Genomic DNA, 21,345 nt, shown 5'->3' on the forward strand with positions numbered 1-21,345 from the left:
TTTCCTATCCAAAACCAAGGATTTATAAAAAGACCATCAGCGTAGATGCTTGGACTTGGCCTCAACATCAAGCATGATGGTCTTTCTTTGTAGCTATTATTTGGTAGATTTACGGATTTTAAGACCGTGGTTAAGAATAACTTCGCGGTTATCCAAGTCTTCCTTATGCATGATTTTGGTCAACATCCGCATAGCAATGGCACCAATATCATAGAGTGGTTGGTTGATAGAGGTTAGATTTGGACTGGTGAATTTTGTAACCAAAGAATCATCACTAGTCACAATTTCAAATTCCTCTGGTACCTTAATTCCCTTATCGCTAATACCATTTAACAAACCTGCTGCAATCTCATCTTCAGCAACATAGGCTGCTGTTGCTCCTGCATTTAGAATACGTTCTGCCAGGGCGTAGCCTTCTTCGTACTTGTACTTAGATTCAAAGACAAGACCCTCGTTGAAGTCAATACCATTGTCCTTCAATCCTTGCTTGTAGCCTGCAAGACGGACCTTGCCATTGATGTCGTCCACAAGTGGACCTGACACAAAGGCTATTTTCTTGTTGTTTTTAGCAAGAAGATGGACAGCATCCGCACTCGCCGCTGCATAGTCAATGTTGACACTTGGCAATTGGTGTTCTAAATCCACTGTACCTGCTAAAACAATCGGTGTCCGAGAACGTGAAAACTCAGCCCGAATCTTGTCTGTTAAATGATAGCCCATGAAAATGATACCATCCACCTGTTTAGAGAAGAGGGTATTGACTACGTTAATCTCCTTCTCATCATTTTCATCGCTATTGGCAAGGACAATATTGTACTTATACATATCCGCAATATCATCAATCCCTTTAGCCAAGGTCGCAAAATAAGCATTAGCAATATTTGGAATGACAACCCCCACTGTTGTCGTTTTCTTACTTGCTAATCCCCTAGCTACCGCATTTGGACGATAGTCCAAGCGGTCAATCACTTCCAATACTTTCTTACGAGTATTTTCCTTGACATTTTTATTCCCATTCACAACACGTGATACTGTTGCCATGGATACGCCTGCTTCACGGGCCACGTCATAAATCGTTACCGTATCATCAGTATTCATCATCGACGTTACTTCCTTTCTTTTTCTTTTCTATTTTATGAAAATTACGCTTTCACCCAATTCTAGTGTATCACTTTTTGAAACCACTTTCAAGAGAAAAAGGGGATTTTTTTGATAATACTTGCAATTTTTTTCATTTTTTGAAACAATAGTCTATATAATAAACGAAAATTTCAACACAATTTCCCAAAAATAGAAAGGTGCCCACATGTCAAAACTCAATCATGTAACATCCTACCTTGAAACCAACAAATTGGACCTGGCTATCTTCTCAGATCCAGTCAGTATCTACTACCTGACTGGCTACCACAGTGATCCACACGAACGCCACATGATGCTCTTTGTCATGCCCGACCACGACCCCCTCCTCTTCCTTCCAGCCTTGGATGTGGAGCGTGCAGTAGCGACCGTTGACTTCCCTGTGGCTGGCTATATGGATTCTGAAAATCCTTGGAAGGTTATCAAGAGCAAGCTACCGCAGAAAACATTCTCTGCCATCGGTGCTGAGTTTGACAATCTCAACCTGACCCGTTACCACGGTTTGCAGTCTATTTTTGACCAGCCTTTCTCTGATTTGACACCACTAATCAACACCATGAAATTGATCAAGTCACGTGACGAGATTGAAAAAATGTTGGTGGCAGGTGAATTTGCGGACAAGGCCATGCAGGTTGGTTTTGACAATATCTCCCTCGATGTGACGGAAACAGACATCATTGCTCAGATTGAATTTGAGATGAAAAAACAGGGCATTTCAAAAATGAGTTTTGATACCATGGTCTTGACAGGTAACAATGCTGCAAACCCACACGGTATTCCATCGACAAATAAAATCGACAATAACGCTCTGCTTTTGTTCGACCTAGGCGTCGAAACCCTGGGCTATACCTCTGATATGACACGGACAGTAGCTGTCGGTCAACCTGACCAATTTAAAAAGGATATTTACAACCTGACTCTGGAAGCTCACATGGCAGCGGTCAATATGATCAAGCCTGGGGTGACGGCAGGTGAGATTGACTACGCTGCTCGTTCAGTCATTGAAAAGGCTGGTTATGGTGACTATTTCAACCACCGGCTTGGGCATGGTTTGGGCATGAGTGTGCATGAGTTTCCGTCCATTATGGAAGGAAATGACTTGGTTATTGAGGAAGGCATGTGCTTCTCTGTTGAGCCTGGTATCTACATTCCAGGAAAAGTTGGTGTCCGCATTGAAGACTGTGGCTATGTCACTAAAAACGGCTTTGAAGTCTTTACAAAAACTCCGAAAGAACTTTTGTATTTTGAAGGATAAAAAACAAGCCTCCTACAAATCTGTAGGAGGTTATTTTGTCTAGAAATTTCGACCGTTTTTGCCGTAGCCGTATTTTTCCATAAAGTCCTGACGGAATTCGAGCAGGTTATCGTCCATGATGGCCTGACGGACATTTTTCATCAGGTTGATTAGGAAGAAGAGGTTGTGGTAGCTGGTCAAGCGGATACCAAAGGTTTCGTCTGCCTTGAGCAAGTGACGAAGGTAGGCACGGGTATAGTTTTTACATGTGTAGCAATCACATTCTGGATCAAGTGGCGTAAAGTCTTCAGCAAACTGGGCATTTTTTACCACCAAGCGACCATGGCTGGTCATACAGGTGCCGTTACGTGCGATGCGGGTTGGCAACACGCAGTCAAACATATCGACACCACGGATGACGGCATCAATCAAACTGTCTGGCGCCCCCACTCCCATGAGGTAGCGTGGCTTGTTCTCAGGTAAAAGAGGGGTCGTGAAGTCCAGTACGGCATTCATTTCATCATGGGTTTCTCCAACAGCCAGACCGCCGATTGAATAACCTGGAAAATCCATGCTGACTAGGTCTTGAGCAGACTGACGACGGAGGTCTTCAAATCCAGCCCCTTGCACGATTCCAAATAATCCCTGGTCATGCGGACGTCGGTGTGCCTTGAGGCCACGTTCTGCCCAACGGCTGGTTCTTTCAATGGATTTTTTTACATAATCATAAGGCTGATAGAACTGTGGACACTCATCAAAACTCATCATAATATCCGAGCCCAGATTGTTTTGAATGGAAATAGCCTTCTCAGGTGACAGGAACATCTTGCTGCCATTGAGGTGGTTCTTGAAGGTCACTCCTTCTTCTGAGATATTGCGGCTATCCGCCAAGGAATAGACCTGGAAACCACCTGAGTCTGTCAAAATGGGCTGGTCCCAGTTCATAAACTTGTGCAAGCCACCTGCTCGAGCAATTAGCTCATCGCCTGGTCGGAGCCATAGATGATAGGTATTTGATAGGATAATGCCTGAGCCCATTTCCTTCAACTCTTCAGGCGACATGGTCTTAACTGTTGCCTGTGTCCCTACGGGCATAAACATAGGGGTCGGGAAGGTCCCGTGGGGTGTGATAATCTCCCCTAAACGAGCACCTGTGTGCTTTTCTTTCTTAATCAAGCGGTACTTGATTGGAACATCTGTCATGGTTACCTCCAACTAGGAAAAACAGTCCTAGGAATTTTTTCTTGTATGGTCAAGCAGTCGAACTCGCTTAAAGTTCGCTATTTTCCACAGCATCTTCCAGTCTATCAAAAAAATACTTTCTTGTCACTTAGAATTATGTTACAATATTCAGCAAGGAGGTTATGTAGATGTTTACAATTTTTGAGATTAGGGAAAAAGCTCGCCAGACCATTCATCATACAGATGGTATCTATCAAGTAGCAGCTGTTCCCGTTATTCTATCTGTTATCGTTCAATTATTCTCTGCTTCTCGCAATAGTCTTGTTGGCCTGACACCCGAAGACATTGTTAGTCCGGGCTACCTTTTTTCTACCTCCTTGTTTCCTTTATTCTATGGTTTATTACTAGGCTTGCTTCAGCTATCTGTCCTTTGGACCTTATTTCAAGTCACAAAGAATATCAAACAGGCCACGTCATTTAAGGACTGCATCAGCATTTTTTCACATAAGGATTTTGGAAAGGTGTTCAAGACCTATATTTTGAAGAGTTTCCTTCTCTTCCTATGGGGCTTGGTCTTCTATCTTGGGCTTGGTTTAATTATTGGTAGCACCACCGTCACCGCTACAATCATTCTATCAACAGGTTCGACCGATCCAAATCTCCTTCCTCAAGATCTTCTAGCCTTACTGGGGATTTTACTTATTAGCGGTATGTTCCTGACCATCATTGGACTTGCTATTTATATTCCGCAAATCTATGCCTACTCTCAAGTTGAATTTATCCTATTCGAACAGTTGGAGCGGGAGGAATACACTGGAGCCTTTTCCATTATCAAGGCCAGTAGAAAATTGATGAAAGGATACAAGTTCAAACATTTTGTATTGGATTTGTCCTTTATCGGTTGGTTTGCGCTTATCATCATCACCTTTGGCCTAGCAGGCCTCTATGTCTGGCCCTACCACTATTTAGCCCAATCTTATTTCCACGAAGGAATTTTAGATGATCAGGCCCCCAAAATGAACTACCTTTATGAATAATCTAACGATGACACGACCTATTTTTTATAAAATATGCATTTCTTTTGGAGGGACACAAGTACGAAGTTCTCTAAAGAAATAGTTTATAAACAGGGATAGAAAAGAAGTTGACCACCATCAACTTCTTTTCTATTATTCAAAATATGCATAAAATAGGCTTTTCATGAATTTGTGTCGATAATTAAGAAAAAAAAGAGGTAAAACATTGGAATTCTATATAGTTTTATGTTATACTATCAACTGAGGAATGATAAGTGTATATTCTTACATCTTTAGAATTGAAATAGGTTTCTTCCTTTCTATTTTTTACGCCATGTGTAGTAGCTTATTCCAATTCTAACATTCCTCTTTCATAGAATTCCTAGGTCCAGCCTTTCAGGTTGGATTTTTTTGCAGAAAAAAGTCAGTTCCCTTGAGAAACCGACTTTACAATATATAAGACTTTCTAATGAGAAGTCAAGATAAACTTACCAACCAAATTCCTCATAGAAAATTTGTGTTTTTGGAACCCCATTTTTGGCCAAGGTCTTAATCCAATAACGAGCCATGACTGGTGGGCCTGACACTAAGACTGTCAAGTCATCAAAGTCATGAGGCAGAGCAGACAAAACTTCTGCTTCTTCAAAGGCACCGATTTTTCGGACAGATCTAAAATTCTCTCTTTCGGCTTCCCAAGATTTGAATTTTTCTTCGTAAATCAGGGCCGCTTCAGTAGTTGCACCATGAAAAACAGTCATGTCAATTTCTGGGAATTGATCAATAACAGATAGTAATGGTGTAATTCCAATACCACCTGAAATCATGATAATATGCTTAGGTGCTTGATCCTCAACGACTGTTTGGAACATGCCGTAGCCTCCATCAACTCGGACACGAGCTGGAGCTGCAACAGTTTGTAAGGTACGAGTAAAGTCACCATCACCACGAATAGCTAATGTAATCTGATCCTTGTCATCTGGGGCATTGACAATAGAGAAAGGATGGGGCTCAGCTAAACCTTTTACACCTGGGAAAGAGATAAAGACGAAGTCTCCTGCTCTCATTTTAGAAGCCTTGCCTTTTGGTAGCTGAATCTGTAATTCGTGAATATTGTCAGCAATCTCTTGATTTGCAACCAATTTGGCCATATACCCTTTTGCATTTGGCTTGAATTTGGCCCAGAGATATGACAGGAATACAAAGCCAGAAGCTAAGTAGAAGACCGCCATAAAGCTAGTATTTGCCCGAATATAATCAATCAACTGAACATGGACAAAAATCAAGAAGGTTGCCAACAAGTTCAAGCGATGGAGCCATACAGATACTTCGTGTTTGAAAGTCGTTTTCAATTTGCGTTTTAGGTTAGCGAGGAAACGAATTCTTGATGTTAACCAGCCTGCCATGAAGACTATTGAATAAATAGCTAAGGATAGGAAGATGAGAAAGGCGATATTACCAGTTTGTTGAATCAAGCCGTAAGATGGCAAGAGATTCTTATGCATAAATGAAAAGTAAATAGCCACCAGACTGAGAATACCGTGAATCATATAGGCTGCTGGCAAGCCAATCAAGCGGTCTAACCACTTAGGTTTGGTTCCAATGTAAATCGCCAAAAGCATCCAGACATAGGCAACAATCCCTAAGGCAATACTGATTTTCATTTCTCCGTATCCTGTAGGTAAGCCTGTTACAAAGGTATAAATAAATGGAAATGGCAGGATGAATAAAGCAACCATCCAAGCTAATCCTAGGGCATAATTATTTTTCTTTATCACGAAATGAATTCTCCTTTTTGAAAAAATTGTAATAGTTGGGGTTTGATGGCTAAGCCACTGAGTTGGTGGTGGGCGATAGCTTGAGCTAATTTGGTCTCTGGCATGGTCAGTCCAGCCGTAGCCCAGACATCTGCCCTTGTCAGACTACTATCCATAAATGTAATCTGATGAAGGTCATTCTTGGCTTGGATATGCTGACCTCGTTTGCTGTAGCCAGATGTAGCAATGGCCCCATTCTTGGCTGTAAATACGGCAAGGATTTCTTGTAGATTTTCAGGATTTTCGATACCAATTTTCCAGACAAAATCACTTGTATCCTTGGTTGCAAACTGCATATCTCCTCCCCCATTTAAACAAACCGCTTCAACATCGGGGTGTTGGAGGTAGGGGTGGAGTTTATTTTGAAAGATTTTTTCAATCACCCAGCCCTTGACCAGTCCAGTTGGATCATAAATCCCCTTGTAGTAGGGGTCAAAGGCACCGTCTGTTTCTTGATGAGCCATTTCTGCTAGGGAAAAGACTTCTTGAAATTCCTGGTCTAACAAAACTGACCTATCTCCGTCTTGAAAGCGACAGACCAAGGAACTTGGACGAAAGGCTGAAAATTTTTCTTCCAAGCGTTCTAGCTCAGTCAGTATTTCCAAACTTAGGCTGTCCAACTCCTCTTCCAATTGGCTTGCTTGTGCTGTTGCCAGACTAATGGTAAAGGGCAGGGTCATCGCCTCAACTGTCCTGCTGATGATTTTTATCATGAGGCTTGGTTGATAGCATCTTGCAAGGAACCTGTAAAGCCTTTATAGGCTTCCGTTGCTCCTGAAATCTGGTTGACTTGAGCTGATTGATTGGAAATAGCTTCTGCAATATAGGTCGGTAGGGCACCGTCATTGATTTCTTGAGATGTGGGATTATCATTTGGATACTGCAAGATAGTTACGTCGCTGATATTTCCGCCTGAAACAGTTAATTGCACCTGGTAGTCACCGCGGTTGGTTGATGTTACTGCACCTGTATAGGTACCATCTGTCAAGCCTGTGGATTGGCTAGAGCTTGCTTCACTTGTCCCTGCTGCTTGACTGCTTGAGCTGACTTGACTAGAGCTACTTGCAAGCTGACTGGAGCTGCTGGTAGTGGTTTCTGTTGCTGTATCCGTCTGGAAAAAGAGCAAGAAAGCGTTATAGGCTGCTGCGGCCAAGGCTAGAAGGGCGATAAGAGCTGCTGTTAATTTTTTCTTCATGATTTCCTCAATTCTAATGTAAGAATACTATTTTCAATAAATTTTCAAATAGTGATTTCCAATTATAGCATGCTAAAAGTTGGAAAGGCAAGAAAAAAATCTCCAATTATAGCTATTTTAAAAATGTTTTAAGAAAGCTTTAAGAAAAGGCCCAGAAAATTCTGGAGCCTAATTTTATTATTGTAATAATTGCCAATTCAAAACATCTTGAATAGCCGTATTCCTATCTGGCAGGACTTCTGGTCCATCAGAAGTAACTTGACCTGTTTGAGCATCTAAGCGAAAAGTGCCAACAGTATAGACCTGACTGCCATCAGTAGCCAAGCGATAGATGGTTCCATGACTTTCTGGCCGATAGCCGTCTAAAAAGAAGCTACTGATTAGACCATTATCAAAAATATCTACATATACTCGAACATTTTCTGAAGAAACCAAGCGAGTTGGGTAGGATTCATTTCCCCAAATGGAGAAAATAAACTTGTGATTTCCACCAGTTGCAAGCAGGAGTTCTAACTGACCATTTCCGTCAATATCATGTAAGGCATAATAAAATGCAGCAGAGGGGTCGATATTTTTTAGGTAGCCCTCTTCCACCGTCGGATCATCAAAGGTCCCACCACTTCTCAACACTCTTATCCACTTGCTATAGGTATTTAAGATTGCTTGATAATTGGGGTAAAGAGTGGATTGGCTAGGAGGAACTGCTTGACTACTTTCCTCAGATTGACTGGTTTGGGTTTGACTAGAGCTTTCAGTAACTAAGCTGCTACTAGGACTGGTGCTTGTCGCTGAACTCATAGTTGAACTTGTGGTTGACGAGCTGGTCGAGTTCGTTGAAGTGCTGGTTGAGGAACTGATTTTAGTAGAACTGCTAGTAGTTGAAGAGGTAGTATCTACAGTCCTAGTCTGGCTAGAACAGGCTAGTAAGCTGACTAACATGACTACCGATAATCCCAAACATCTTATATATTTCATAGTCAATTTCATCACAGAACCTCCAACTTTCTTCTCTTACACTTCCTGCATCTCCAAATATTCAATCTTGATACACTTATTCATGACAATGTCATTGCGACCTGCTTGACGGAGAATGTCTTCTGCTTCTTGGCTTTCTAAACCGAGTTGAGCCCAAAAGATTTTCGCATCTGTCTGAACAAATTCACGCGCCACATCTGGCAAAAACTCACTCCGACGAAAAACATTGACAATATCTACTGGCTGGTCAATTTCTGCTAGACCGGCATAGACAGTTTCACCTAAAATTGTACTGCCTGCGGCCTTAGGATTGACAGGAATAATCTTGTAGCCAGCCTCTTGCATAAGTTTAGAAACACGGTAAGCTGCAGTTTCTTCACGGCTAGATAAACCAACGACTGCAATGGTTTTAGAATGCTTCAAGTAGTCAAAAATGACAGCTTGACTAGGGTTTTGAAATGAATAGGTCATAGCTTTCTCCTTTAGGATACATCAAATCGAAAGATAAATAGAAATAAAACAAGTGCAAGGATAGCCACCAATCGAACGGTCTTCTCTTCTTTCTCCGTCAGCCTTTCCGATTGGGTATTTTTGGAAATACAAACATCAAGACAGCATAGGAGGCACAACCGAGATTGTCCAGGTAATAGATTTTTAGTGCCCCAGGTTTGAATTATGCCTAGTAGACAAAAAACAAATCCAACCCAAAATTGCTGACCATAGGTTCTAGTCTTCTACCAGTCCGTCATCTGCTGCCTCTTTCTAGCTAACTTTACTTCTTAGAAATATTGTACAGAACGTCCTTGAGTTCACCAATCGTTTTCTTAAGGTTGGTACGGTCCTTGTCCATACCTGGATCTAAGGAGTAATAGATGGAACCAACGACAACTGAATCATCATAGGCACCTGTCGATTCCATACGGTAGAAGGTAATACGAGCCATTTTTTGATCCTTCATAATTTGACGACCGACCTGCCATTCTTGGTTGTTTATGGTGACAATTGTCTTTTCAATAAAAGAATGGTTGGTTTCAGCCATACGAGCCTCCAGCTCTTCTGGTGTCATATTACGGCCTTCTTCAAGAGGTGATGTATTAAATGCATTGATATTATACAGCTGAACCATAAAGTTACTAGAATTGGTCTTTACATCATAGACGGCTGCAATCGTTTCATCTTCCGTGTTCTCAGCGTTAATAGTCCAAGTTGCTGGAACATCATAGTAACGGAAATATTCCTTAATATTGCCAGCCTCATCCTTTTCTGCAACACCATTGTTGGCAGCATGGATCTTATGACCTTTTTGAGCTGGATCTGCTGGTGGATTAGCATTAACAACTACGACAGGAGCATTAGCAAGAACGTTCATGGTTTCGTTGCTTGTGTCTTGTTTCTCTTTTAAAATAGGTAATTGTGTTGAAAAATCAGCTCCAGAAGGGTTGGTACCCTTGTTTTCCTTTTTTTCTCCACAGCCTGCCAAAAGCAAGCTACATAATCCAATACATACTAGTGTTTTCTTCATGTCATTCCTTTCTATTTGGCTTCGTACCAGGTCTGTCCATCATTTTCATCGGCAATCAGTGGAACAGACAAGGCAATAGCTGATTCCATGGTTTCTTTCACAAGTTTTTTTACTGTTTCCAATTCAGTTTTTGGTACTTCAAGTACAATCTCATCGTGTACCTGAAGGAGCATGCGTGTTGACAGACCTGTTTCTACAATCGCCTTGTCCAAGTTTATCATGGCTACCTTGAGAATATCGGCAGCAGAGCCTTGGATTGGAGAGTTGATGGCTGTCCGTTCCGCAAAATTACGCACATTGAAATTACGGGAATTGATTTCTGGCAATTCACGACGACGCTTGTAAATAGTTTCTACATAACCCTTATCACGCGCCTCACGAACAATGGTTTCCATATAGTTCTTGATGCCAGGGAAACGCTCAAAGTAGGTTTCAATGTAGTCCTTGGCTTCCTTACGAGTAATGCCCAGATTGTTGGACAAGCCGAAGTCGGAAATACCGTAAACCACACCAAAGTTGACTGCCTTGGCGTTGCGACGGTCATTCGCCGTCACATCTTCAGCTTTTTCAATGCCAAAGACCCGCATAGCTGTCGAGGTATGGATGTCTACACCTTTCTGGAAGGCTTCAATCAAATGCTCATCCTTTGAGATATGTGCCAAGACCCGCAGTTCAATCTGTGAATAATCCGATGCCAAGAGGACACTATCTTCAAGCGATGGGACAAAAGCCTTGCGAATGAGGCGACCTTGTTCCAATCGGACTGGGATGTTTTGCAGATTAGGATCTGTCGAAGACAGGCGACCAGTCTGAGTCAAGTCCTGCACATAGCGGGTATGAATCTTGCCGTCTTCTAAGATAGCATCCTGCAAGCCGATAACGTAGGTTGACTGGAGCTTGGTAATCTGACGGTAGTCCAAAATCTTGGAAACCACTGGTGCAATTGGGGCAAGACGCTCTAAGACATCTACTGCTGTGGAATAGCCTGTCTTGGTTTTCTTAGTATATTCCAAAGGCAAGCCCATATCTTCAAAGAGGATGGTCCCAAGTTGTTTTGGCGAGTTGATATTAAATTCCTGACCTGCTAACTCATAGATTTCCTTGGTCAGTTGTTCAATCAAAACTTCATTTTCAGCCTGCATGGTTTGTAAAGTTTCTTTTTGAACCTTAATCCCTGTGATTTCCATTTTAGCTAGGACATTGGCCAAAGGCAATTCCATATCAAAGAGCAATGAAACCTGCTGGTTTTCTTCCAGTTTTTCTAGCATGACTGCTTCTGTTTCAATAAGAACTTGAAGTTTGTTGGCAAGATGCGGGAAGAAATCTGCTCGCTCTGGAAGAGCCAGTTTAGCTCCCTTGCCATAGATCACCTCGTCTGGCACCACACGGGTCTGACCATAGAGGTTGGCAATGGTAGTAATAGCGTTGTCCTCTACTGTTGACAGGAGGTATTTGGCCAAACGGCTGTCAAAGCTAGCTAATGGCAAGTCAATGCCCTGACGGGCTAGGAGGACTTTTCCACGCTTGAAGTCATAGGTTTTAACAGGCTGTTTTTCTAAGAAGTCACGCAAGATTGGGCTGTCGAGGAGTTCTGGTCCTCCAACATAAATCTGCTCCTTGTCACCCCATGCAAGCCCTACCAAGTCTTCTCGGTGGTAGTTTTCACCCAAGATTTCAAAATAGAAAAATTGGTCTGCCTGCAGCATGTCCTCTGTCAATTCGGTGACTGTTTGGAACTCTACTGCAGGAAGTTCTTCCTCAGCGCTAGTTCCCAACTGAGCCCGCAACTGTTTGAAGCCCATGTCATCATAGAATTGTCCTAGTTCTTCTACCTTGGGACCTTCATAAATCAGGTCATCCAGTCCGATTTCAATAGGAGCATTGGTGTCAATGGTGGCAAGGGTACGCGATAGGAAGGCTTGTTCCTTGTCAGCAATCAGGTTTTCCTTCATCTTTGAAGCCTTCATGCTGTTGATGTTTTCGTAAATACCGTCCAGTGACCCGTGTTCAATCAGGAGTTTGAGACCTGTCTTTTCACCGATTTTGGTCACGCCAGGGATGTTATCGGACTTATCACCCATGAGTGCTTTGAGATCAATAAACTGAGTGGGGGTGATACCCATTTTTTCCATGAGGTAGGCTGGGGTAAATTCTTCGAATTCGGCTACGCCTTTCTTGGAAATCTCAACTACGGTGTTTTCGTCTGTCAGCTGGATCAAGTCCTTGTCACCGCTGACAATGGTCACATCGAAGGGAATGTCTGTCCGCTCTGCCATTTTGTCCAAGGTACCGATAATATCGTCCGCCTCGTACTGAGCCAGCTCATAGTGTTTGACCCCCATGGCATCCAACATCTGACGGATAAAAGGGAACTGCTCGCGGAATTCGTCAGGTGTCTTGGCCCGGCCCGCCTTGTAATCGGCGTACATCTCCGTACGGAAGGTGGTTTTGCCGGCATCAAAAGCCACCAAGATGTGGGTCGGCTCAATCCGCTTCATCATGTGGTCCAGCATGAGGTTGAAGCCGTAAATGGCGTTGGTATGCAGACCGTTGGCATTCTTGAAACGGTCAATTTGGTTATAAAGTGCAAAGAAAGCACGGAAGGCTACCGAAGAGCCATCAATGAGTAATAACTTATTTTTTTTCATGTTTCTATTATAGCATGGATGGGGAAGATTTGTGGGTAGTAGAGGGCTGGAATACAAAGAAAATCCTAGCCGAGACTAGGATTTAAAATGTGTTTTCATATTGTCAGTTGATAATCTTCTTTGACCTCTTCAAAGAACTTATCTATATTGGCATAAATTTGATCGTATTGTAAATTATCATTCTCCTCAAAGAACTTCCTCTTTTGCTCTGATTCCAAAAACAGTCGATAATGGACTTCTTGATAGGAGTATTTGAAAAATGCTAACCATTGTGGATAGTTAATGGCAAGGGGATTTTCAGTAATAATGATTTTGCCGAGATTAACAGCTGTACTCACTGAATGAGCAGTAAAGAGTATGGTTCCCAACTTTGGATATTTTTTCCTATTAGTAGAAAAAGCAACAGCATCTGAAAGGCTGGCTCCCTGTGACAAGCGGCGACAAGCATAGCCTAATCTAACCAAAACTTCGATCAGCATCACTGGAATGGACATAGTAGCAAAGTGAATAAAATCATATCCATCTTGATACATTCCCTGAACGATTTGAGCAATGGTTTCTTCCTCTTTGCCAATTTCTCCAAACTGTAAGAGATTAAATAGACCCATCAGAGGAGCAGGTAAACCCATTGAGGTTGTGATATCTGATTTAAAATGGACTAATAGCTTAGCTATTGCAAAAAAGATATTTTCTTCTTTGCGATCTAGGTAGTTTGGCATGTCTTGGACTACAATTTTGCCAAATTTATCAATTGTAGTCATCTGCCCATTCATGATATCCAAGACTCCAATGATGAATCCCACTAATGGATCATGCCCCAAGGAATAGAGACGATGATATTGTGGAGATAGTCCATTTACAATACGTTCAGTATTTCGATTATCCTGAGCATCAAATGGAACTTTAGCAAATTCCAAATTTTCCATTTCTCCTGGTGGAAATACTGCTTTAAATCGATCTCTGACATAGTTGGCAAGCGGTCCTGCATTAACTGACTTTGCTGGCATACCAATTAAAAGAATATCAACTAAAGAAGCTAGAATGCCACTGCCCACACCAAGCAAGATATCAAATTTATCCAGGCTATAAATTGCTTGGTATTCAGCTCTAAGTGCTGTCAGGACTTCACGATTTTCAATTATCTCATCCGCAGATAATATATCTTCAAAAATAACATTCTCTTTTGTATGTTGATAAGCCTTTTTTGTTAATTGCTCCCAAGAAAGCAGGGAAATCTCTTTCTTGGGAATATATTGAACTGTTTTTGTTTCTACAGTCGTAACTTTATTTGGAAGTTGATAACCCAAAGAAATCAGAAGTTCCTCACTTGTCGAGATTCGCTGATCAAGTCGTTTGGTATCCTCCTGTCTTTGTTTTTCCAATCCCACCAATTCCTGTTGCTGGTATTTTAGAACTTTCAATACTTCCTTTTCACCATCGCTATATTTATATCGACTCTTCTTGTTCTGATTCATCTTGCGTCCCTATATCCTCTTTCAATTCTTCAATAGCTTTTTGCAATAGAATATTTAAACTGGTCAAATAATCAATCCGTTCTTTATTCTCTTGATTTTCAGATTTTAGAGCCTCGATGATAGCTTGATGTTTTTGTAATGCAACTTTATAGAGGCGTTTTTTCTCCTGTTGGAGATGTTGTTGGTTAAGAATATTGGCAATTGCTAAACCACCACCAGCTAAAATTGCAACTGGAGCTGCAAGTACAAACAAACCTGCTACCATGCCACCACCAACAAGGGCACCAGCAGCAGCTAAACCTGAGGTAATTCCTGCAGCCGAAAGCCCCACTGTTCCTAGTCCATATAAGGCACCGTAAGAAACAACACCGCCTAAGCCTGCTCCTAACCCCATAGCCAACACATCTTTTAGAGGACTATCAGCAATGATACGATTTGGATCCAGAATTGATAAATTTGCTTCATTTACGATATGAACTACACTTTGTAATGATTCCATAGAATCAAAATGCATTTTCTTAGCTGGTTCTTTTTTTACACCAGACATTTCAGCAGATTTTTGATTTGTTTTGTCCTTGGTTTGAGTTGTCTTATTTGCCGATTTCCATAAATGGTTCCAACCTTTTCCTAAATCAGCGCCAATTTGACCTACAAAATCTGCTGAGCCTTGAACAACTTTACCAGCCTCATTTCCTACGACACCTAGTCCTTTTCCTAGCTCATTGCCGAGCTGACCTAAAATATCCAAAGAGTTGTCAACAACGTACTGCACACCCTCTACTACAACATCAAATGGGGCATGCTCCTTATTCTTCCTTGCTTTGTCCACTAAATTTTTATCAAAGGACGCAAAATCTAACTGAATAAATTGCTCATCAGGTTGTACTTTGATTGCACCATTCGGATATTCTTCTAATATTTCAACCGGTGCACCTTTAGGAATGATTCTACCAACACAATCATCTATTAACTGGAAAAGGCTAACCATTTCAAATTGTCCTTCGTTCATGTGAGAACATCTAAGACCTTTACTTGGATAATCTTGCTCGAAATAATACGAAACTTCCATAATTAAACTAGGTAGGTAATCAGTAGTTCGATAGACAATTTCTTCTGGAATACCAAAAAATGGTTCAGCGATACTGCCAGCTATAGCAGCCAGGGTGTCACTGTCTCCACCAAGAGACACTGCATTACGAATCGCATCTTCAAAATCTTCTGATTCTAAAAATGCTACGATGGCTTGAGGAACACTTCCTTGACAACTACTATCAAATTGATATGAGGGACGAATAGCATCCAGCGTAAAATCAAGATTGTAGAAATTGTCAGTTACAAACTGGCGGATTTCTTCTTTATTTTTTCCAGTTCGAGCCAAAAAGATTGCACCGGCTACTGCCTGGGCTCCCTTGATTCCTTCTGGATGATTGTGAGTTACAGAAGCAACACGTTCAGCTAAGGTTAGTGTCTCTTCGAGTGATTTACCGACATGACCACAGGCTGAGACACGCATGGCAGATCCATTCCCAAAACTATTGTAAGGTTCTGAATCCTTGCTCTCAATCCATTTTTTAAACTGAGGACCGTAACCAGCTCTAGGATACAGCTTACCAAAATCTTTCATATTCAAGACTAAAGCTTCTTCTAAATCATCAAATGGTTCATTCAAACCTAAGAAACTAGCCGCAACTGCAGCTGTCATAACACTATCATCTGTAAATCGACAATTTGGATGAAATAAATCAAAATCTTTTGACTTAATATCTCTCCCCTCAAATCGTGACCCAATGACATCTCCAACTATTGCACCAAACATAGCCAATCCTTTCTTTTTATGGACAAAAGAGAATTTTTTCTCTATAATTTTTATATACTATATCCATTATACTAACATATCCACATCACTCTGTAAAGTGATTTTTTATTATTTGCCACCAAAAACAGTGGTTTGTTTTCAATTGGTAGTTTTCGGAGGAATTTCATGAAACAGTACCCATTACAAGAACATATTACAAATCGTATTCGATATCTTCGCCAAGAAAAAAAGCTAAGTCAAGAACAACTCAGCGAAAAAGCAGAACTCGGAACCAACTATATCCATAACGTTGAGAAAAAGTCTTCCAATATTAAAGTTGAAACCTTAGAAAAAATAATGGAAGCCTTGTCCGTCACTCCCGATCAATTCTTTAATTTTCAGATTTCCGAAGCCAGTCCAGAAGCTCGTGAAGTCTTTGAAGCGATTACTCAGCTTCCTCAAGAAAAACAAACTAAAGTATTACAAGCTATCCGACTATTACTTGAAACAATCAATGATTGATAAATATATTATCTTTGTTCCATTGGAAACAAAGATGCCAATAAGTATCCCATTTTATTGAACGAAAGATAGTAAAAATCCTAGCCGAGACTAGGATTTCTCTTTTCGATAATAAATGTTTTTTCGCCACCACTAGGCTATGTGGCTTTTCATATTCCTGATCCAGGTAAGATTGGTAGGTTCCGGGTGCGATAAATCCACGCATACCAAGTATGTCGGTTCCAGCTTGTCCAATCACAGAATCAGCCAGAAGAACGCAATTAGTAGATAGGACGAAATAGGTTTTAAATTTAGACTTTCTAAATTTGAATAATTCCGCATGTATTGCTTCTTTCATTCGATAGGCATACATTTCAAGCGGCTGTCCATCTGCCGTTTTCGATACTTTTTCAGGACTTGGATTACAAAGAAGAAGCAGATTATCAATTTCAGCTAATCGAGTTTCTATAGCCTCTTCTTGCTCTGGTCTTAAGCTCAGCTGGTAACCTAACATGGTCATTCCTTCTTGATTACAGAAGTCAACATAGGCTTGGCGCTCTGCTTTGAACAAGACTCCATCACCAATCGCACCACCCAAACGCTCAGACAGGACATCGTATGAGCCGTAACCATAAACCTGTCCTTTGTAACTCAAATCAACATGTCCAACAGCCCCAAAAACCTCTTCACCTACATGCACAAATATTTCTAAAATAGGCGTTTCTGTAATATCTTTTTGACTATTGTAAACTGATTGAGCCGTCTGATCCTTATTGTCAGCTAAATAATTATTGACTTTTTCTAGGGTCATCCGTGGTACGAGAGCTGCAAGGAACAAGGGTAAGGTTAGGCGGACATGACGCTTTAGACTCTGTTGCTCGATTGCTTCTTCAAATAGGAATCCATCACGTAAATTGGTGAGTCCATACAAGATCAGATACCTCCGATGACAATGGTTTGAACAACCAGCTGTGTGCCTGACACAAATAGGGAAGCCGAACCTAGTAAGGATAACCAAATTCCATCTATTAAATAGCGAATCCGTGGCTCTACCCCATCTTTTCGATATAGGTAAAAAGTAATGAAATTGATAAGAGCTGTAAAAAGTTGGTAAATCCCAACAAAAATAGCCGCGAAATAGAGGGGAATTTGAACAGCTAAATCGAGACTGGCTAGGATCCCGAAAAGAACAGCTTTCCCAACTATGCAATGACACTTTCACTCGATTTCTTCTTTCTGAAAAATGTCATGCTTAATTCATATAAAGCTAAAAAGAATAGACCTGCATGAATGAACCGAAGAATCAAACCTGGAAATTGCCAGCCAGCAATTAAAAATCCAAGTCCAAGAATAATCAAAATCAAACCTTGACCAACTAGTTTGCGACCTGTCAATCCCAATTCACTAATTTTTTTCATGCCTCTATTATAGCATGACTTCGATATTTCTCCTAGAATATAAGAAGTCAAAAATAGATATAAAATAGCTAGACTTGAATAGCCCAGACTTGTCAAATATCCTCGATAGGTTTACAATAGAAACATGATTACAATTGAACGTGTATTAGAAATCTTGAAGGCGGATGCTAACTTCCGCCATATCAAACAGAATGACCAGACTGACAGCACATGGACGGATGTCCAGTTTGACGCTCTCAGCTACGACAGTCGCACGGTTAGCCCGACGACCCTCTTTTTTGCCAAGGGCTTGGCCTTTAAGAAAGAATTTCTGGAAAAGGCTATCGAGGCTGGTCTTGCTTTTTACGTGTCTGAAATCGACTATGAGGTCGGCATTCCTGCTATCATCGTCCATGACATCAAGCAGGCTATGAGCCTGATTGCTATGGATTTTCATGGTCATCCCCAGAAACAGCTCAAATTCCTAGCTTTCACCGGCACCAAGGGTAAGACAACGGCGGCTTATTTTGCTTTTAACATTCTCAAACAGAGCCACAAGCCTGCCATGCTTTCGACCATGAACACCACACTGGACGGCAATACCTTCTTCAAGTCCACCCTGACCACGCCCGAAAGTCTGGACCTCTTTGCCATGATGGCGGAGGCGGTCCAAAACGGCATGACCCACCTGATTATGGAGGTGTCCAGCCAGGCCTATCTGGTCAAGCGGGTTTACGGGCTGACCTTTGATGTCGGCGTTTTTCTCAACATCAGCCCCGACCACATCGGCCCCATTGAGCACCCGACTTTTGAGGACTATTTCTATCACAAGCGTCTGTTGATGGATAATAGCAGAGCAGTCATTGTCAATGCTGGGATGGACCATTTCGAAGTGGTGAGAGACCAAGTCAGCTCCAAAGACCATGACTTTTACGGTCCAGCTTCTGAAAATGAAATCACCCAGTCAGCAGGTTTTGACTTCACAGCGACCGGCAAATTGGCTGGCCATTACGACATCCAGCTGATCGGTGGTTTCAACCAAGAAAATGCCATCGCAGCCGGCCTCGCCTGTCTCCGCTTGGGAGCAAGTCTGGAAGATATTCACACAGGGATTGCCCAAACCAATGTCCCTGGCCGTATGGAAGTCCTGACCCAGCAAAACGGAGCCAAGGTCTTCGTGGATTATGCCCACAACGGTGATAGTGTCAAGAAGCTGATTGATGTCGTCTTGGAACACCAGACAGGTAATGTCATCTTGATTTTAGGCGCTCCTGGTAACAAGGGAGAAAGCCGCCGCAAGGACTTCGGTCTGTTGCTCAATGACTATCCTCAGGTTGAGGTGATTCTGACCGCTGATGACCCCAACCGTGAGGACCCAGCTGCTATTGCTGAACAAATCCGTACCCACATGACCCGACCAAGCGACTTTATCTTGGACCGGGAAGAAGCCATACGCACAGCTATGAGCCAGACAAACTCTCCGAAAGATGCCGTCATCATCGCCGGTAAGGGGGCTGATGCCTACCAGATTGTCAATGGTGAAAATGTCGCCTATGACGGTGACATCGAAGTAGCAAAACGCTATCTATAACGAAGAATCCTTGTCCATGTGACAGGGATTTTTTATAACCATTCTCATCAAATTAAAATTGTCAGAAAACTCTTTGTTTCTATCAAAAACTATGATATAATGGATATCTATGTGAGTAAAGGAGGGCGTATGGCAACCATTTCAGCCAAGGATTTGGCCGTTTCTTATGGGAAAAAATCAATACTGTCTGACCTATCTATTGACTTCCCAACCGGAAAAATCACCAGCATTATCGGTGCCAATGGGTGTGGGAAATCCACACTATTAAGGGCTCTCAGCCGTATTTTACCTGCGGATAAGGGAACCGTCTATTTAGATGGGAAAGACATGCAGCAAATTTCAACAAAGGAAATTGCAAAGCAGTTGGCCCTACTCCCTCAGGTACAGGAAAGTTTGGATGGGATTCGAGTCTATGATTTGGTATCTTATGGTCGCTTTCCTCATCAAAACGCCTTCGGTAGATTGACGAACTTAGATAGGGAGAAAATAACATGGGCTTTGGATGAAACTCAAACCACTGAATTTGCTGAATTGCCTGTGCAATCACTTTCTGGAGGTCAACGGCAACGAGTTTGGATTGCTATGGCGCTAGCCCAGGATACAGATATCATTCTACTAGATGAACCAACAACCTATCTGGATATGCACCACCAGTTAGAAGTTCTTGAGTTGCTACAAAGGCTCAATCGGGATAATGGCAAAACCATTGTTATGGTACTCCATGACCTCAACCATGCCGCCCGTTTTTCAGACCATATCATTGCCCTGAAAGACGGATCCATTCTGCAAGAAGGAAGTCCAGAAGAAGTCATCACGGTTGAACACCTACGACAAATTTTTGACATTGAAGCAGATATTTTGCCAGCCAGCCACTATGGTTATCCAATATTAACTACCTATACTCACACAAAACCTTCTACAAAAAAATAAGGAGTTATCATGAAAAAGTTTTCACTGTCTCTTAGTCTTGTTTTGTCAGTTCTAGTCTTGACTGCCTGCTCTGCTATTTCCCAAAAGGAAAACCAGACTAGCCTATCAGCTATGCCAACTATCGAGGGTGTTTCCTACTATGGTGATGTGCCAGCCCAGCCTAAAAAGATTGTCAGCCTCAACTTTGCCAATACTGGTTATCTCTTGCAGTTGGGCTTCGATGTAGTCGGTGCTACCTCCTACGACTTGGAAAATCCAGCCTTCTCTGAAAAACTCAAAGTAGCTACTGCTGTTACCAGCGAGGATTTGGAAGCCATCGCTGCGCTGGAACCAGACCTTATCGTAACTGGTTCAACCGATGAAAAAATCGAACAACTGGCTGAGATTGCTCCAACCATTTCCCTCGAATACGGCAAGCACTCCTATGCTGAAACCTTGTCAGTTTTTGGTCAAATCTTTGGTCAAGAAACTGCTGTTGAAAAATGGCAGACTGCCTGGAAAGAAAGTGTAGCAAGCGCTGCAAAGGAAGTCAAAGCAACAACTGGGGATACAGCAAGCTTTACTATCATGGGCTACCTTGGCCAAGACCTCTACCTCTTCGGCAATAACTGGGGACGTGGTGGGGAGATTATCTACCAAGAACTCGGCTTTACAGCTCCACAAAAAGTCAAAGATGAGGTATTTGGACCTGGTTTTCTAGCTGTTTCCCAAGAAGTATTGCCTGACTATGCAGGCGACTACATCATCTTGGCTGTGGAAGACGAAAGTATCGCAGCTGGTCTATTAAATAGTGATGTTTGGAAAAACCTTTCTGCTGTTCAAAACAACCGCGTTATTAAAGTAGACAACAAGACCTTCTACTTCAATGACCCGATTTCACTTGAGTACCAACTGAACCTTCTCAAAGATGCTATCACAAAATAAGGATTGATT

Annotated in this window: 16 protein-coding genes and 2 pseudogenes; 6 read left to right on the top strand and 12 right to left on the bottom strand. The window is 41.9% G+C overall.

Going from position 1 to position 21,345, the window contains the following annotated elements:
• Positions 1 to 96: 96 nt before the first annotated feature.
• Positions 97 to 1,098, bottom strand: coding sequence for a catabolite control protein A (gene ccpA / locus RFK25_RS01495; RefSeq protein ID WP_248051560.1), 1,002 nt, complete (start codon positions 1,096 to 1,098; stop codon positions 97 to 99).
• Positions 1,099 to 1,306: 208 nt separating this feature from the next.
• On the opposite strand from ccpA, the gene RFK25_RS01500 reads away from it, so the two are divergent.
• Complete coding sequence (locus RFK25_RS01500; protein WP_332410935.1) at positions 1,307 to 2,392, top strand: M24 family metallopeptidase; 1,086 nt, start codon at positions 1,307 to 1,309, stop codon at positions 2,390 to 2,392.
• 39 nt (positions 2,393 to 2,431) lie between these two features.
• Here the strand turns inward: RFK25_RS01500 and tgt are convergent, their stop codons facing one another.
• Positions 2,432 to 3,574, bottom strand: a complete 1,143-nt coding sequence (gene tgt / locus RFK25_RS01505) for a tRNA guanosine(34) transglycosylase Tgt (RefSeq protein ID WP_332410937.1) — start codon at positions 3,572 to 3,574, stop codon at positions 2,432 to 2,434.
• 167 nt (positions 3,575 to 3,741) lie between these two features.
• On the opposite strand from tgt, the gene RFK25_RS01510 reads away from it, so the two are divergent.
• Positions 3,742 to 4,590, top strand: a complete 849-nt coding sequence (locus RFK25_RS01510; protein ID WP_332410939.1) for a DUF975 family protein — start codon at positions 3,742 to 3,744, stop codon at positions 4,588 to 4,590.
• Positions 4,591 to 5,057: 467 nt separating this feature from the next.
• Here the strand turns inward: RFK25_RS01510 and RFK25_RS01515 are convergent, their stop codons facing one another.
• From RFK25_RS01515 to RFK25_RS11735, 9 genes and pseudogenes are all read right to left on the bottom strand, one after another.
• Positions 5,058 to 6,344: an FAD-binding oxidoreductase gene (locus tag RFK25_RS01515; RefSeq protein WP_332410940.1), complete on the bottom strand. Its 1,287-nt coding sequence runs from the start codon at positions 6,342 to 6,344 to the stop codon at positions 5,058 to 5,060.
• Positions 6,341 to 7,096, bottom strand: a complete 756-nt coding sequence (locus RFK25_RS01520; protein ID WP_332410941.1) for an FAD:protein FMN transferase — start codon at positions 7,094 to 7,096, stop codon at positions 6,341 to 6,343. The genes RFK25_RS01515 and RFK25_RS01520 overlap by 4 nt, the downstream gene beginning before the upstream one ends.
• Positions 7,093 to 7,578 carry an FMN-binding protein gene (locus RFK25_RS01525; RefSeq protein ID WP_332410943.1) on the bottom strand — a complete coding sequence of 162 codons (486 nt, stop codon included), beginning with the start codon at positions 7,576 to 7,578 and terminating at the stop codon, positions 7,093 to 7,095. The genes RFK25_RS01520 and RFK25_RS01525 overlap by 4 nt, the downstream gene beginning before the upstream one ends.
• 177 nt (positions 7,579 to 7,755) lie before the next feature.
• A complete protein-coding gene (locus RFK25_RS01530) occupies positions 7,756 to 8,535 on the bottom strand; it encodes a hypothetical protein (RefSeq protein ID WP_332410944.1) in 780 nt (259 codons plus the stop codon).
• 54 nt (positions 8,536 to 8,589) lie between these two features.
• Entirely contained in the window at positions 8,590 to 9,024 is a 435-nt protein-coding gene (locus tag RFK25_RS01535) for a CoA-binding protein (protein WP_332410945.1), read from the bottom strand.
• Positions 9,025 to 9,325: 301 nt separating this feature from the next.
• Entirely contained in the window at positions 9,326 to 10,075 is a 750-nt protein-coding gene (locus tag RFK25_RS01540; protein ID WP_332410947.1) for a glucose-6-phosphate isomerase, read from the bottom strand.
• Between the two features lie 11 nt (positions 10,076 to 10,086).
• Positions 10,087 to 12,723, bottom strand: a complete 2,637-nt coding sequence (gene polA, locus RFK25_RS01545; protein WP_332410948.1) for a DNA polymerase I — start codon at positions 12,721 to 12,723, stop codon at positions 10,087 to 10,089.
• A gap of 95 nt (positions 12,724 to 12,818) precedes the next feature.
• The gene (locus RFK25_RS01550) at positions 12,819 to 14,198 is read right to left on the bottom strand and encodes a hypothetical protein (protein ID WP_332410950.1); all 1,380 of its coding nucleotides are present in this window, start codon (positions 14,196 to 14,198) and stop codon (positions 12,819 to 12,821) included.
• 1,039 nt (positions 14,199 to 15,237) lie between these two features.
• A pseudogene (locus RFK25_RS11735) lies at positions 15,238 to 16,014 on the bottom strand (ADP-ribosylglycohydrolase family protein); the annotation flags it as partial.
• Between the two features lie 165 nt (positions 16,015 to 16,179).
• Here RFK25_RS11735 and RFK25_RS01560 point away from each other — a divergent pair.
• Entirely contained in the window at positions 16,180 to 16,515 is a 336-nt protein-coding gene (locus RFK25_RS01560) for a helix-turn-helix domain-containing protein (RefSeq protein ID WP_024376627.1), read from the top strand.
• 90 nt (positions 16,516 to 16,605) lie between these two features.
• On the opposite strand, the pseudogene RFK25_RS01565 reads toward RFK25_RS01560, so the two are convergent.
• Positions 16,606 to 17,912: pseudogene (locus tag RFK25_RS01565) on the bottom strand (hypothetical protein).
• Positions 17,913 to 18,036: 124 nt separating this feature from the next.
• Here RFK25_RS01565 and RFK25_RS01570 point away from each other — a divergent pair.
• The 3 genes from RFK25_RS01570 to RFK25_RS01580 all read left to right on the top strand — a co-directional run bounded on the left by RFK25_RS01570 (position 18,037) and on the right by RFK25_RS01580 (position 21,336).
• The gene (locus tag RFK25_RS01570) at positions 18,037 to 19,482 is read left to right on the top strand and encodes a UDP-N-acetylmuramoyl-L-alanyl-D-glutamate--L-lysine ligase (RefSeq protein WP_332410951.1); all 1,446 of its coding nucleotides are present in this window, start codon (positions 18,037 to 18,039) and stop codon (positions 19,480 to 19,482) included.
• A gap of 129 nt (positions 19,483 to 19,611) precedes the next feature.
• Positions 19,612 to 20,412 (top strand): ABC transporter ATP-binding protein, encoded by an 801-nt coding sequence (locus RFK25_RS01575; RefSeq protein ID WP_332410952.1) that lies wholly within the window; start codon positions 19,612 to 19,614, stop codon positions 20,410 to 20,412.
• A 9-nt stretch (positions 20,413 to 20,421) separates the two neighbouring features.
• Positions 20,422 to 21,336, top strand: a complete 915-nt coding sequence (locus RFK25_RS01580; protein ID WP_332410954.1) for an iron-hydroxamate ABC transporter substrate-binding protein — start codon at positions 20,422 to 20,424, stop codon at positions 21,334 to 21,336.
• Positions 21,337 to 21,345: the final 9 nt, after the last annotated feature.

It is taken from the genome of Streptococcus sp. SS-4456, from assembly GCF_036680365.1.
Lineage (GTDB): Bacteria > Bacillota > Bacilli > Lactobacillales > Streptococcaceae > Streptococcus.